This is a genomic window from Acetobacter indonesiensis, assembly GCF_000963945.1.
Classification (GTDB): Bacteria; Pseudomonadota; Alphaproteobacteria; order Acetobacterales; family Acetobacteraceae; genus Acetobacter; species Acetobacter indonesiensis.
This window is the reverse complement of record NZ_BAMW01000069.1, coordinates 1-13,546: the sequence shown is the minus strand read 5'-3', so window position 1 is coordinate 13,546 and position 13,546 is coordinate 1. Positions and strand designations below refer to the sequence as shown.

Here is a 13,546-nt window from a genome sequence, read left to right as displayed (position 1 = left end):
GTGAAAGGGCGGTGTCCTAGGCCTCTAGACGAACGGGACTGGAGGCGTTGTTGGAGCTTGATCTAAAGGGGTTTGAGATAGGCGTCAAGCTATCAAATTTGATTTTTCATAAAAATAACGAGCGTGGGTAAATTAATCATAGTCCCGGAAAATCTTATAGTCATGAGAAACGATAAGAAGAGGATTTTACAGAAATTAGGATCAAACAAGGACCGAAGATAACATCCCGCACAGCTCTATAGCTGTTGTTTGAGCCCCACTACGTATTCGTGCTTCCCTCATTACTGAGGGAAGCACGCTACAGATCAACGCCTATAGAAGGGTTTGATTACACCCTAAGGATATTCTTAGTAATGGACGGATCGAGCATCGAGTGGGGTGGTTTTAGGTGGGGCAAACTTAGTCAGATCAATACCTTCAACAGCCGCCTTGTATTCTTCGTTACTCGGCATCCGTCCCAGGATTGCAGACAGAACCACGACCGGAGTGGACGCTAGGAGGGATTCACCCTTTTTGTCACCTGAGTCTTCAACAACACGCCCTTGGAACAAACGGGTTGATGTTGCCAGAACGGTGTCACCCTTTTCCGCCTTCTCCTGATTCCCCATGCACAGGTTACAGCCCGGACGTTCCAAATAAAGGATATTTTCGTATTCAGTTCGCGCATTGGCCTTAGGAAGCAAATCGCTGAATTCGAAGCCGGAGTAGCGTTCCAGCACGTCCCAATCACCTTCAGCTTTAAGCTCATCAATGATGTTATAGGTCGGCGCGGCCACCACCAGAGGAGCCTTGAACTCTACCTTCCCTTGTGCCTTCTCAAGGTTTTTGAGCATTTGGGCTACGATTTTCATATCGCCTTTATGCACCATGCAGGACCCGACAAAGCCAAGATCAACCTTCTTCGTGCCGCCATAATAGGAAACCGGACGGATTGTGTCGTGAGTATAACGCTTCGATACATCAGGATTGTTGACATCCGGGTCAGCAATCATTGGCTCATCGATCAGGTCGAGATCGACCACAACCTCAGCAAAATATTTTGCGTTATCATCGGGAGCCAAAGCAGGCTTTTCGCCTGAGCGTATTTCAGCAATCCGTTTATCGGCCTTGGCGATCAGCCCCTTCAATGTCCCGGCTGCGTTCTCCATCCCCTTATCAATCATGATCTGGATACGAGACTTGGCGATTTGCAGGGATTCTATTAACGGCTCATCCTGCGAGATACAGATGGCGGCTTTCGCCTTCATCTCGGCCGTCCAGTCGGTGAAGGTAAAGGCTTGGTCAGCCAGAAGTGTACCAATGTGTACTTCAATGATACGCCCCTGGAAGACGTTGTCGCCGCATTGCTTTAACATCTGCGCCTGCGTGGCGTGCACTACGTCACGGAAGTCCATATGTGGCTGCATTGTGCCTTTGAACGTGACCTTAACCGACTGCGGGATTGGCATGGTCGCTTCACCAGTAGCCAGTGCCAACGCCACGGTGCCTGAATCCGCACCAAAAGCCACACCCTTTGACATACGCGTGTGACTGTCACCACCGATGATGATAGCCCAGTCATCTACAGTGATGTCATTCAGCACCTTATGAATAACGTCCGTCATTGCGTGATAGACGCCCTTCGGGTCACGCGCAGTGATAAGACCGAAGTTGTTCATAAACTTCATCAGTTTCGGGATGTTGGCCTGAGCCTTTTTGTCCCACACTGATGCTGTATGACAGCCTGACTGATAGGCTCCGTCCACCAGAGGAGAGATGACCGTCGCGGCCATCGCCTCAAGTTCCTGTGCCGTCATCAGGCCTGTTGTGTCCTGAGACCCAACAATATTCACCTTCACGCGCACGTCTGACCCGGCGTGTAAGGTTTTGCCCGGTGTCACACCCACTGCATTGCGGTTAAATATTTTCTCAACCGCAGTCAGTCCCTGCCCTTCGACTGTAATTTCTTTGTTCGGCGCAAAGACCCGTGGAGCTTCGATACCCAACGTCTGGGCTGCAAATGTCTGGAGTTTTTTACCGAAAACAATGGCGTAAGAACTACCTGCCTTCATGAACTCCATTTTCTGAGGAGTGAATGAAGACGCAACATCAACCAATTCGAGCCCGTTTTCGTCGCGAAGCTGTTTGTTCTTCACGTCAATCGTCAAAACGGTGCCGGTGGCGACTGAATATTTCTGCTCAAGAACCGGATTGCCGTCTTTGTCCAGAACAGGTTTGCCGTCTGGCCCGGTCTTCCTGACCCAGTTTTTCAGATTGAGGCCAATACCGCCGGTTACATCGACAGTTGTCGCAAAAATTGGCGAGATGCCATTGGTGCCAGCAACGATTGGAGCAAAATTAACAAACGGAACATAGGGGCTGGCTTTCTTACCAGTCCAGAGCGCCACGTTATTCACACCAGACATACGTGACGAACCAACGCCCATGGTGCCTTTTTCAGCAATCATCATTACCCGTGCATCGGGGTGCTGCTTCTGCAACGCGACGATTTCTTTCTGCGCCGCAGGGGAAATCATGCACTGGCCGTGCAATTCACGATCCGAACGAGAGTGCGCCTGATTTCCCGGAGACAGAAGGTCGGTCGAAATATCGCCTTCAGCAGCGATAAACGTCACAACCTTGATTTCATCTTCAACGTCTGGAAGTTTTGTGAAGAACTCCGCTTTGGCGTAGCTTTCGAGCACATCCTTCGCGACCGCATTGCCTGCCTTGAAGGCATCACGCAGCCTGAACATGTCCGCATCATAAAGGAAGACCTGAGTCTTCAGCACTTCACCCGCCTGCTTGGCAATCGGGCCGTTGTCACCCAAAGCAATATCCAAAAGCACTTTGACCGATGGACCACCCTTCATGTGCGAAAGCAGTTCAAGGGCAAAAGCTGGGGTAATCTCCGGAACGACCTTTTCACCCAGAACAATCTTTTTCAGGAAGGCTGCTTTAACGTCTGCGGCACTCGTGGTTCCGGGCAACGTATTGTAAATGAAGAATTTAAGCGCATCTGCCCGGTGCTCGTTACCGGCGTCTTCAATTAACGCAATAATGTCACGAACGAGTTCATCGCTGTCGATCGGCTTGGGAGCGAGCCCTTGATTTTCTCTGTCCTTAATTTCGGCCAGGTAATCTGAGTAAGCGTTCATGGCAATTCCAACGTCATTGAAGAAGGGGGGAGACCTGAAAGAGGCCCGGCAAACCGGAGAAGATTAAGTCAGCATAACAGTTAGAGGGTTCCCAGTTAAGCCAACGACTGCCAGCTAACAAGACACGGCGTTTCAGCAAAAATAGTCCTTTGAATTCAGCACTTGCCTTTGCAAAATGGCAACCCACATGTCCGTCAGATTGGCGTAAACGAACAGCCGACCTCACTCCATTGGGCTTTGCCGATCTGACTGATGAGACAGCGTTTGTCATGTCAATTTTCCGGCACTGGCACTCTACGGCCTTGCCTCATTATTTCTGATTGAAACTATAGCAGACAAAAATACGAACGACGCACATGACGGCATGAAGCCAAAAGGTATGCCGCGTTACGCACCTATGCTGAAATAGGCCCACTGACTTGGAACGAACCAGTAAAAAGATGACCCTTGCACACTATATGATTCTAAAAAATTTGGAGGTTTTCGACCTAAACAACATTTTTCTTAGGTTTTAAATTAACGTAGTGAACTGGGCTGTTAAAAAATACATTTCTCAGCAAGCCAGTGCTTATTTTTATTTGATGATTGGCAGAGGGGAAGTCAATCGATTTTTTAATTAATATGATGATTTAAATGTATTTTATACAAAATAATCTTAAAAAATACCCCTCTTTATACCCCAACATCCTCGCTGCTACATAACACGGTAATCAGATAGTTGCGGGGGCACGGTCTGGCCCATACGGACGCTCCCTGGAGATCGCCATTTAATGGCGTCACTCTAACATGAGCCACACAGCTTCTCACCATGAATTAGAGATTGCGTAAAACGCGTGTTTTACGCATTATCCTTCCCGTGAAGGAGATATTATTATGGTTGAAGTCGCAGCCACCGAGTTTGCCCGCAATTTCGGACGTTACCGGGAAACTGTTCAGCGTGAAGCGATTGCCGTCAAAGCGCATGACCGCATCACAGGTTACTTCGTCTCCGCGCACGAGTATGAGGAATATCAACGCCTCAAGGCCATGATGCCGGTGGCTCTGGCAGTTGAAAAACTGGATGCCGATACTGTCCATGCCCTATCATCCACAGAGATGAACAAGCGCCACGATGCCCTTAACGCGTTGATGGGCTGACCGCTTGTCTTTACCGAAGCCAGAACCGGGACTTGTCATTTCCTATGCCTATCTGTGGCGACACGAACACCACCGAGGACTGGAAGAAGGCCGCCAGCATCGACCCTGCGTCACCGTACTGGCGGGAGAGAAAGCAGGCATCAGGGCAACCCGGGTGACAGTTGCCTCCGTCACCCACATGCCGCAACCCCTGATGCCTCTGCCGTGGAAATGCCTCAAAAGGTCAGACAGCATCTCGGGCTGGACGATGCGCGATCATGGATTATCGTGAACGAAGTCAATCAGTTCGACTGGCCCGGTTTTGATCGTCGTCCTCTGCTGGGGCAAAATAACACGTTCGCATATGGTTTTCCTCCCTCCCCGCCTTTATGAGGCCGTAAAAGTGACCCTTCTGGAATCCCTCGCAAAACGCACTATGCGGATCATTCTACGAGATTGACCTCTGGAATATGCATACTCGCCTAAGCATACGACATATTGCGATTTGTTCGCATTATTATTAATATCCGATTCAGCCTATGTACTAGCGGCACATGAGGAGAGAAGGTAGCTGAACATGACGGGTTCCGGTTCCAGAACCTGGCCGGAAATATTCTCTGAGCAGAGGCCCGGCCTGTTACGCTTCCTGCTCCAGAAACTGGGCAATCGTGAACTTGCCGAAGACCTTACCCAGGACGTGTGGGTCAGGATTGCAAGGGGCGGCTGCACCATCATGCCGGATAATCCCGCCAAATACCTCTATCGGATTGCTACCAATCTGGCGATCGACCATCTTCGGCGCGCCCGCCACGGCATTGAGGTACAGGCCGACGACACCCAGACCGAAAATGTCATCGCCGAAACTGCTTCTCCAGAAGATACGACGATCCAGCGCGACCAGATCGAACGCCTGCGCGCGGTGCTCGGTAATCTTCCTCCACGCAGTCGCGAGATTTTCATGCTCGCCAAATTTGAAGGGCTTTCCTACCACAAGATTGGAGGGATGCTCGGTATGACTCGGCATATGGTCATGAATCATATGATGACCGCCCTGACCGCCGTGGAAGATGCATTGGAACCACCATCAGGCGAGCACGAAAAATAATTCCTGTTTTTTCTCCTCCTCCCGCTCATCATCCGTCTTTCTGTATAGAGAGCCATTCACGCCACCTCTTTGGCTGGGCAAATACGGTCAACGAGATCATTGCCGGATATCCAGAAAGACCACGAACTCCATGACGCACCACAAATCCGATGCCCAGATCCGGCAGGAAGCGCGCCAGTGGCTCATGGTCCTGAATGACACCGATGTGACAGAAGAGGAAAAACGCGACTTCGCATTATGGCTTAGTCAGGGAGACAGAGAGAAACAAGCGTGGGAACGGGTAAAAGGTATGTGGTCCCGCCTTGATGACCTCGCCCCGGCACTGCCCCCCTCTCTGACGAACGACAAGCCTGTAGCCGCGAATGACGCTGGCTCATTCCGGGTGACCCGCCGTCGTATGATAACCGGAGCAGCCGCAGCAGTAGTCGGAATGGCATCTGGTGGCAGCTATCTTCTGACCCATCCCGAAGTCTTTGCAGACCACAGGACGGGCACGCAGGCAGGCAAAACCGTAACCCTGGCGGACGGTTCACTGGTGGAACTTGCCCGCAGTTCGGCCATCTCCGTTTCATGGTCACCGCAGGCCCGGCGCATTACCCTCCATGAAGGGGAGGCCTTGTTCACTGCCCGGCACAATCCCTTGTGGCCATTCATCGTGGATGCTGGCCCTGCCGTTACACGGACAGCAGGTGCCGTCTTTAATGTGAACCGTCTGGACGACGCCACTTTAGTGACAGCCATTGAGCATGAACTGACCGTCACCCCACCACAGGAAGGTATGCTGCTGACAGCAGGCCAGCAGATGCGTTGCGCGCCGGGTGAAACTCAGGAGCCGCTGGCGGTGGACACAGCGTCCATCCTCGGCTGGCGGAATGGCCGGATTGTCGCCGACGGTATGAGGCTGGCTGACCTTGCGACAGAACTTTCGCGCTATCGGAGGGGCCGCATTCTCATCACGCACTCCCGATTACGTGATCTTCCCGTGACAGCAGCGCTCGACGCCCGCAATCCTGACGCCGCGATTGAAACACTGGCAGGCTCGCTTCGCCTGCGCGTCCGGCATTTCACGCCTTGGCTTGTCACCCTGTCCGCCGCAAGCTGACCGGGTATCCAAAAAAATTACAGAAAAAACGCCTCACCGCCGACCGGTGCCGTTCGTCGTCCGTCTTTAACAATAGGTGCGATTTTTTCGCATTTGCATATGGCGGTGGGCATTGCCCCTTACACAAGGACGACGGTAAGAAACCATGCATCCCAAGATCGCGAAGGCCGGTGCCGATCTGCTCTCCGTAAATCCCAGAGAACGCGCGATCAGAGCGCCCCTCGTGACACTTTCCCTGATGCGCATGCTCGGCCTGACAACGGCGCTCGCATCCGTTGCCGTTGTCCCTGTAAAAGCGGCATCAGCCGATATCCCTGCCTCCACGGCTGCGGTTGAGCGGAAATTCACATTAAATATTCCTGCTCAAAAACTGTCGTCGGCACTTGTCGCGCTGTCGAACGCAACGGGCACACAACTCGCCTACGGTACACAGTTAAGCGACGGACTGCGTTCTTCTGCAATTTCCGGCACCATGTCTGTCAATGCAGCCTTAGCTCAAATTTTAAACGGAACTGGTCTGACTTACCGATTCAACGGCAATACCGTCGTGCTGACGAAAACCGCTGCCAGCATAACTCTTGGTCCCGTCCGCGTGCAGGGGACTTACGGCATGGAGAATCCCAGAGGGCCGGGCGTTGGTTATGTAGCACAAACCACAATGTCAGGCACAAAAACAGATACGCCGATCAGGGAAATTCCGAATTCGATTTACGTTGTGACGAAACAGCAGATGCAGGACCAGCAGGTTCAGAATCTGACCGAGGCATTACGCTACACACCGGGAATTTATGCTGAGGGTATGGGCCAGCAGACTAACGGAGCGGCGGCGGGGTTTGGTGGTGGTTCTTTCATGCAGAGGGGGTTTTCTTCATCACAGTTTATCGATGGATTGATTTCGAACTCTGAGGTAGCGCTGGATCCGTCCTTCATCGAGCGGGTTGAAACGATCAATGGCCCTACTTCCGTAATGTATGGACAAGCGGCCCCTGGAGGCATCATCAACGAGAGTCTGAAACGGCCTACTGATACGCCGCTGAGAAATGTATCTGTGGGTTTTGGTAACTGGAACCGTTATCAGGCAACATTTGATGTCAGTGACAAAATCACGTCGTCAGGGAATCTGAAATATCGCATCGCAGGCATCGGTGTCTCCCAGGACACGCAGACGAATTATGTCCGCTACCATCGTGTTGGTGTCTCTCCTTCAATTGACTGGAAGATTGATGACAAGACGGATCTGACTCTGATTGGAAACTACGTTTATACACCAGAAGATGGAGCATATTCCTCTTATCTTCCAGCTGTGGGAACGCTGTTTCCCGGAAAATACGGACGTCTTTCCAGGCATCTTTTCATGGGAGAGCCGGGATGGAACAATCACAAGGAAACCGGTGGTCTTTTTGAATATCTGTTTTCACATCAGTTCAATTCCCATCTGTCGTTTCATCAGACATTTCGTTATGAGGAATCGAGAACTAATTTCAGCTATGTTTATACGAAATACGGAGCGCTTGATGCTGACGGAGTTACGCAGCCGCGCGTGGCTTTCGCCGTACCCAACACGACGCGCACTGTAGCACTGGATTCACATCTCCTCGGAAAATACCGAACAGGAGAAGTCCGTCATACAGCGGTCGTTGGTGTTGATTTCTGGGATTATCATTCCAATGGTCAGTATTACCGCTCCGATGCGAACAGTCTGAATATTTACGCGCCACAATATGGGAGTTTTACGCCACATTTTGGCTACCCAGGAATGGGGTCGGCGGACGCAACATCCTGGTCATGGTTCGGGCGAGACGCCTATGAGCAGGTCGGTGTCTATTTTCAGGATCAGATCAGATACAAAGGATTGACTGTGACTGTGGGTGGTCGCGAGGACTGGTTTTCACAAAATAGTTGGTCCCAATCAAACTTTCCTTATACGAGTACCAGCAGCACAACGACTTCTCCCTTTTCGACAAAGGCGTTTACCTGGCGGGCCGGTGCGACATATGAACTTGATTTCGGACTTGTCCCGTATTTCAGTTATGCGACATCCTTTCAGCCACAGACGGGTACGGATGTGGAGGGACATACTTTCAAACCCACGGAAGGCAAGCAATTTGAGGCTGGTCTGAAATATAAACCGCGTGATTTCGACGCCCTGTTCACAGCGTCGGCTTTTCACATTGATCAGACAAACGTTCTGACATCAGATCCGCAAAATCCCGGTTATTCCATTCAGACAGGACAGATGACCTCCAAAGGTTTCGAGGTGTCCGCTCAGGCCAACATCACGAAGGATCTGCGTATTCTCGCATCCTACACATATGCCGACGTTCGATATTCAAAGAGTACTGATACAACTGTACCGTATTATTACGATCCAACGTCATATGAGTCAGGATATCATATGCGCGAGGGCGTAGCGGTACCTCTGAAAGGCAAATATGCTGAGGCTGTGCCACGTAACATGACGTCCATGTTTGTTAATTATGCTCTTCCTGCAGGGAAACTCAGAGGGCTGCAATTTAATTTTGGCGCCCGTTATGTCGGCTGGACTTATGGCAATACGGCGAACTCTTTCAAAATTCCGGCTTTTATTTTGTTTGATACGGGTGTCCGTTATGATTTTGGAAAAGCTGCGTCTTTCTTGAAAGGGCTTGTCGGGCAGGTAACAATTTCCAATCTCACAAACAAATATTATATTACATCCTGCGGAACCGCGCAGTGCTATATTGGTCAGGGAAGACGTGTGTACGGGAATCTGACCTATAATTGGTGAAATTTTAACCCCCGAACTAAGACATCTTTTCCCTGTTAATTTCATTACCTTGCAGCTCCCCCCCCCCGCCTCCGTGCCAAAATCGAGGAGTAGCTTCACTGCAATTTTCGTAGGGCGTCCCTTGCCACATCCATGAGACCGACACCCTGCCTGTATCCTCATGGGCCGTCGTCAGATCTTGGCCTCTCCTGTACAACGGAATACAAAAATACCTTCTGTCTTCTAGTTTTATCTCCGTTTCCTCGACTTCATTTTATGACGCCCCCGATACGCCATTATCCCGCGTTTCCAGCCCATCCGGTCCCCTGACACGGGACCGGCTTTATCATCTTCTCGCGACAGGCCATATCGCTCTACCTGCCCTGGTGCAGGTGCTGGTAGTCGCCGAGCAACTCAACTTCCATCGAGCCGCCGAAATCCTAGGTATTAACCAGTCCATGAGCAGAGAGGAGCTTCCGGTACGCCTTTGAAAAATACTGACTGCCACGATCTGCGTGATGGACGCAGTCTGGTGATGATTGACGCAAGGCAATAGCCCGCTGTAACGCTGTGGTTGCAAGATTTGCGGTCATACGGATCTCAAGGTTCCAGACGATGATTCTTCGTAAGAAGAGGTCCAGCACCACAGCCAGGTAAACCCAGCCTTCACATGTCCAGATGTATGTTATGTCCGCTGTCCATTTCTGGTTAAGCACTGGTTCTGAAAAATTCTACCCCAGAAGGTTGGGTTCAATACTGTGCTTGTGCAAACTGTTCGTGGTCACCTTGAAGCGTCATGTCCTGACAACACGAATGGCATTTTCCCGTAGCAGAAGGTTCTCACGGCGTAATCTCTCATTCTCACGCAATAACGCCGTATGATCCGTTGCGTCAGCAACCACAGTGTCGTACTTCTGCGCATTACGGATCCCTTTCTTCAATGTCGAAGACACAAAATCCAGATCCTGGACAATACGGTCGCGCGACAGGTCGCTGCTCAGAGCCAGACGCACCTCCTCGCGTCGGAATTCTGTTTTGTAAACATGCCCCATTCCAATTCTCCTTCAGACCATCCTCGGTCTTAAAGGTCCGGAACTGAGCCGGGACACGTCCATTTCAGAAAATGTCCGACTTCAGACCGTGCCTGCCATAAAATCGCTAAAGAGTTTATTGGTGGAGGAGGGGGTTAGAAGACGATATAATCTGCTGCGTGCTGCCTCGCGGCGGAAGGGCCCAACAATTGAGGCATCCCCTGCATCGTGCAGCATTTCAGTCACCCAGATTGCATAATCCTGATAATTCCAGACCCTCTCCAGACAGGTGTCCGAATAGGCCGCAAGATTTGCACCATTTCCATCCTGCACAAAATCACGCACAGCACAGACAAAGGTTTCTGCATCACTGATTGCCAAATTCATGCCGCGTGCACTGGTTGGGGGAACAAGATGGGCTGCATCCCCGCAGAGGAAGAGCTTTCCGTAGCGCATAGGCGCATACACAACGCTGTACAGTGGCATGATGCTTTTGTTCACGATGTCTTTCTCAGTGATCTCAATTTCACCACAGCGCGCTTTAATTTCGGCAGCAACCCGCGCATCTGACCAATCTTCTACCGTATCTGTCTCAGCACATTGCAGGTAAAAGCGGCTGGCATCCTGCCCACGTGGAAATTGCGCGGCAAAACCATGATCACTCACGCTCATCAGCGGATAACGCCCTGTCGGTACATCCGTCAGAACCACCACCCAGGACACACCATAACAGTGTTCAGCCTTACTCAGGACACCCTGCGGAATTGAAGCCCGACTAACCCCATGATCACCGTCACACCCGGCAATAAAATCACAGCTAATTTCGTGTGCGACTCCTTGGTTATCATGATACCGAACCGCAGGTTTTTCGTTATCAAGAGCATGCAATGTGACATCAGATGCTTCAAAACGCAGGTCACCACCATCTTCTGTGTAAGCCACCATGAGGTTGCGGACGAGCACCTGTTGCGGACATAATCTGCCCGGAGCTTTGTCATCCATCTGTTCACGCAGCAGATGCGGCGTACCATCAATCCGTAACGTAACAATCCCTTCATAGGGCCAGCCGCCGACCACGCGCTCAGCAAGTCCCCATTTTTCGAACATCCGCACAGCGCGTGCTTCGATGTTGCCGGCCCGCTGCCGCTGCAAAACATACTCCTGAGTGCGCCGCTCAAGGACGATACAATCTATGCCGCAACGCTTAAGCAGAGTGCCGGCTGTCAGACCAGCCACACCAGCCCCAACAATAACAACCGTCGTTTTTTCCTGCACTTTATCCGTCATGATACGTTTTCCATTTCCCAGAGTTGATTCTACCTTTTGCAACGGATCAGGGGAGTTTCATGGTCAGTTCAAGACCTGACAGACACGGAAGGGACGTGTAACCACTGGCCTGAGACCGTACGTGCGCCAGATACTCAGGACACCATTCGGCATTATCCGCGATAATCAATGCGCCCGGTCGTAACCGGCTTTCCACAAGCCCAAAAATATCAAGATAAAGTCCTTTGGCACCATCCAGAAGCAGCAGATCCACCTCGTCTGGCAAACCGGTGGCAAGGGTCTGAAGGGCATCACCTTCCCGAATTTCGACGAGGCCAGACAGCCCCACCTGTTCCAGATTGCCCCGCGCTGTCGCGGCTTTAGAGGGAAGATACTCAGCAGAAATAATCCGTCCTCCCCCGATATCACGCACCGCTGCAGCAAGATGGAGGGTAGACACGCCAAAAGAAGTGCCAAATTCCACAATTTCACGCGCCCACGATGTCACGACCAGCATATATAGCAGCCGTCCAGCATCCGCCGAAACGGGCAACGGATCATTTTCAAGGCTCTGATGAACCTCTTTGTAATCCGTTCTACTCGTCATGAGCCGCGCGAACTCTTGCCTGGACAGTCCTTCACTCCGCTCTCGCAGACTTTGGGCCGACCGATCAGCCTGTTCGTATAGGGTGTTGAGTAGCGCAGTGAAGGGTGCGCTATAAAGAGTCGGGGCCGGCATTTCTCTTTTCCTGACTGGCTTTCTGATCCCAACCAGAATAATATGATGAAACATTCATGTTTTCTAATCGCGTTTGAAAGCAGGACCATGCCAGACGAAAAAAATACCATTCTTTCAAAGCGTAGACGACCGAAACAGGCACGCTCGACTCAATTGGTCGAGGACATCCTGACAGCTGCGGCTCACGTTTTAAGAGAACAGGGAGCACACCGTTTTACGACCGCACGGGTAGCAGAAAGAGCCGGTGTGAGTATTGGATCAGTTTACCAGTATTTTCCCAACAAGAACGCCCTGCTCTTCCGTCTCCAATCCGACGAATGGGTGCAAACATCCACAGTGCTCCGCTCTATTCTGCAAGACCCGACACAACCGCCTCTGGACCGGCTACGCACAGCGATCCGGACATTTGTGCGCTCAGAAAAAGCGGAAACTGATTTGCGCAAGGCTTTGAGTCAGGCCGCGCCACTCTATGGAGACACAGCAGAAACCCGGCAACTCCTTGCCGATGGTCATGCCATGGTCGGCAGTTTCGTGGAAGAAATGCTCGCCAACGCACCACCCGAAAAGCACCGGTTAGCTGTAGGAATTCTGGCGATTTTTTTCGAAAAGATCGCTGAGAGTATCTGCGATAGAGCTGATACCGAGGACGTTAATCTGTATTCCGACGCCATGGCCGACATGTTCTGCGGTTATTTTTCAAAACTTCGTAGTGACGTATCGTAACTTGTTATAAAAATATTCCATCCATACTGTAAAAGGCAAGCATAATCCCAACCGTATCTTATCTGAAAACTCCATGCTCATTTTTCATCTGACGCTCCAACGCCCGTGGCTTTGTGAATAGCAATATCGTCAATCGTCAGAGCCGCTAATGACTGTGACAGTGATTATCTCGTCGCGATATCGTGTCGTTCAGTATCCCAGAAGATCAATCAAGCTTGCCGTGCCCCTCTGGCACCGCTGGCGGGTCAGATCAAAGGCAACAGCTGTATCGTTTTGAGACCGCACAAGCATTGCAACGCGAATACGATCATTCTTAAATCATGAAAGAGCATCATCAGCTTCCTGTAATGCTGTTAAAACAGTTTTCTGATACTGGGCGAGCACCTCATGGAGACGCTTTGTGAAGCGCGTGGCGTCTCGTTTACAAAAATCCGTCTCATGATGTTCATTGAAACCCACGGATGGACCCGGTCCGCCGACATGATTGGGGTTTTCAGCCTTGCTCCCGTACAGTCACAGAAGCCATAGATGTGCTGGAAAAAGATGGACTGGCACACCTTACGTAGGCCCCCCCCCCCCCC

11 protein-coding genes are annotated in these 13,546 nt (G+C 51.2%); 6 read left to right on the top strand and 5 right to left on the bottom strand.

The genetic code is table 11. The features are described 5' to 3' along the window. Window positions 1–347: 347 nt before the first annotated feature. Window positions 348–3,137, bottom strand: coding sequence for a bifunctional aconitate hydratase 2/2-methylisocitrate dehydratase (locus tag Abin_RS13930; protein WP_048847998.1), 2,790 nt, complete (start codon window positions 3,135–3,137; stop codon window positions 348–350). Between the two features lie 873 nt (window positions 3,138–4,010). Between Abin_RS13930 and Abin_RS13925 the strand changes: the two genes are divergently transcribed. The 5 genes from Abin_RS13925 (at window position 4,011) to Abin_RS13905 (ending at window position 9,227) form a co-directional block, all read left to right on the top strand. After that, on the top strand, window positions 4,011–4,274 hold the full coding sequence (locus tag Abin_RS13925; protein ID WP_048847996.1) for a hypothetical protein: 264 nt from the start codon (window positions 4,011–4,013) through the stop codon (window positions 4,272–4,274). A 204-nt stretch (window positions 4,275–4,478) separates the two neighbouring features. Then, entirely contained in the window at window positions 4,479–4,646 is a 168-nt protein-coding gene (locus Abin_RS15955) for a hypothetical protein (RefSeq protein WP_255319427.1), read from the top strand. Between the two features lie 184 nt (window positions 4,647–4,830). Next, entirely contained in the window at window positions 4,831–5,358 is a 528-nt protein-coding gene (locus Abin_RS13915) for an RNA polymerase sigma factor (RefSeq protein WP_048847993.1), read from the top strand. Window positions 5,359–5,488: 130 nt separating this feature from the next. Continuing rightward, the gene (locus Abin_RS13910; protein WP_048847991.1) at window positions 5,489–6,460 is read left to right on the top strand and encodes a FecR family protein; all 972 of its coding nucleotides are present in this window, start codon (window positions 5,489–5,491) and stop codon (window positions 6,458–6,460) included. 145 nt (window positions 6,461–6,605) lie between these two features. Then, window positions 6,606–9,227, top strand: a complete 2,622-nt coding sequence (locus Abin_RS13905; RefSeq protein ID WP_048847989.1) for a TonB-dependent siderophore receptor — start codon at window positions 6,606–6,608, stop codon at window positions 9,225–9,227. A gap of 419 nt (window positions 9,228–9,646) precedes the next feature. On the opposite strand, the gene Abin_RS16200 is transcribed toward Abin_RS13905, so the two are convergent. The 4 genes from Abin_RS16200 to Abin_RS13885 form a co-directional block, all read right to left on the bottom strand. Next, on the bottom strand, window positions 9,647–9,922 hold the full coding sequence (locus Abin_RS16200) for an IS3 family transposase (RefSeq protein WP_048847987.1): 276 nt from the start codon (window positions 9,920–9,922) through the stop codon (window positions 9,647–9,649). Between the two features lie 78 nt (window positions 9,923–10,000). Next, the gene (locus tag Abin_RS13895; protein ID WP_048847985.1) at window positions 10,001–10,258 is read right to left on the bottom strand and encodes a transposase; all 258 of its coding nucleotides are present in this window, start codon (window positions 10,256–10,258) and stop codon (window positions 10,001–10,003) included. 81 nt (window positions 10,259–10,339) lie between these two features. After that, window positions 10,340–11,524, bottom strand: coding sequence for a 4-hydroxybenzoate 3-monooxygenase (locus Abin_RS13890; RefSeq protein ID WP_048847983.1), 1,185 nt, complete (start codon window positions 11,522–11,524; stop codon window positions 10,340–10,342). A gap of 46 nt (window positions 11,525–11,570) precedes the next feature. Then, window positions 11,571–12,242, bottom strand: coding sequence for an O-methyltransferase (locus Abin_RS13885; protein WP_048847981.1), 672 nt, complete (start codon window positions 12,240–12,242; stop codon window positions 11,571–11,573). 87 nt (window positions 12,243–12,329) lie between these two features. Between Abin_RS13885 and Abin_RS13880 the strand changes: the two genes are divergently transcribed. Beyond that, window positions 12,330–12,965: a TetR/AcrR family transcriptional regulator gene (locus Abin_RS13880; protein WP_048847979.1), complete on the top strand. Its 636-nt coding sequence runs from the start codon at window positions 12,330–12,332 to the stop codon at window positions 12,963–12,965. Window positions 12,966–13,546 lie beyond the last annotated feature (581 nt).

Excerpts from the sequence above, each read along its gene's own strand:
- Abin_RS13930 (WP_048847998.1), bottom strand. The coding sequence starts at position 3,137 with ATGAACGCTTACTCAGATTACCTGGCCGAAATTAAGGACAGAGAAAAT.
- Abin_RS13925 (WP_048847996.1), top strand. The coding sequence starts at position 4,011 with ATGGTTGAAGTCGCAGCCACCGAGTTTGCCCGCAATTTCGGACGTTAC.
- Abin_RS13915 (WP_048847993.1), top strand. The coding sequence starts at position 4,831 with ATGACGGGTTCCGGTTCCAGAACCTGGCCGGAAATATTCTCTGAGCAG.
- Abin_RS13910 (WP_048847991.1), top strand. The coding sequence starts at position 5,489 with ATGACGCACCACAAATCCGATGCCCAGATCCGGCAGGAAGCGCGCCAG.
- Abin_RS13905 (WP_048847989.1), top strand. The coding sequence starts at position 6,606 with ATGCATCCCAAGATCGCGAAGGCCGGTGCCGATCTGCTCTCCGTAAAT.
- Abin_RS13895 (WP_048847985.1), bottom strand. The coding sequence starts at position 10,258 with ATGGGGCATGTTTACAAAACAGAATTCCGACGCGAGGAGGTGCGTCTG.
- Abin_RS13890 (WP_048847983.1), bottom strand. The coding sequence starts at position 11,524 with ATGACGGATAAAGTGCAGGAAAAAACGACGGTTGTTATTGTTGGGGCT.
- Abin_RS13885 (WP_048847981.1), bottom strand. The coding sequence starts at position 12,242 with ATGCCGGCCCCGACTCTTTATAGCGCACCCTTCACTGCGCTACTCAAC.
- Abin_RS13880 (WP_048847979.1), top strand. The coding sequence starts at position 12,330 with ATGCCAGACGAAAAAAATACCATTCTTTCAAAGCGTAGACGACCGAAA.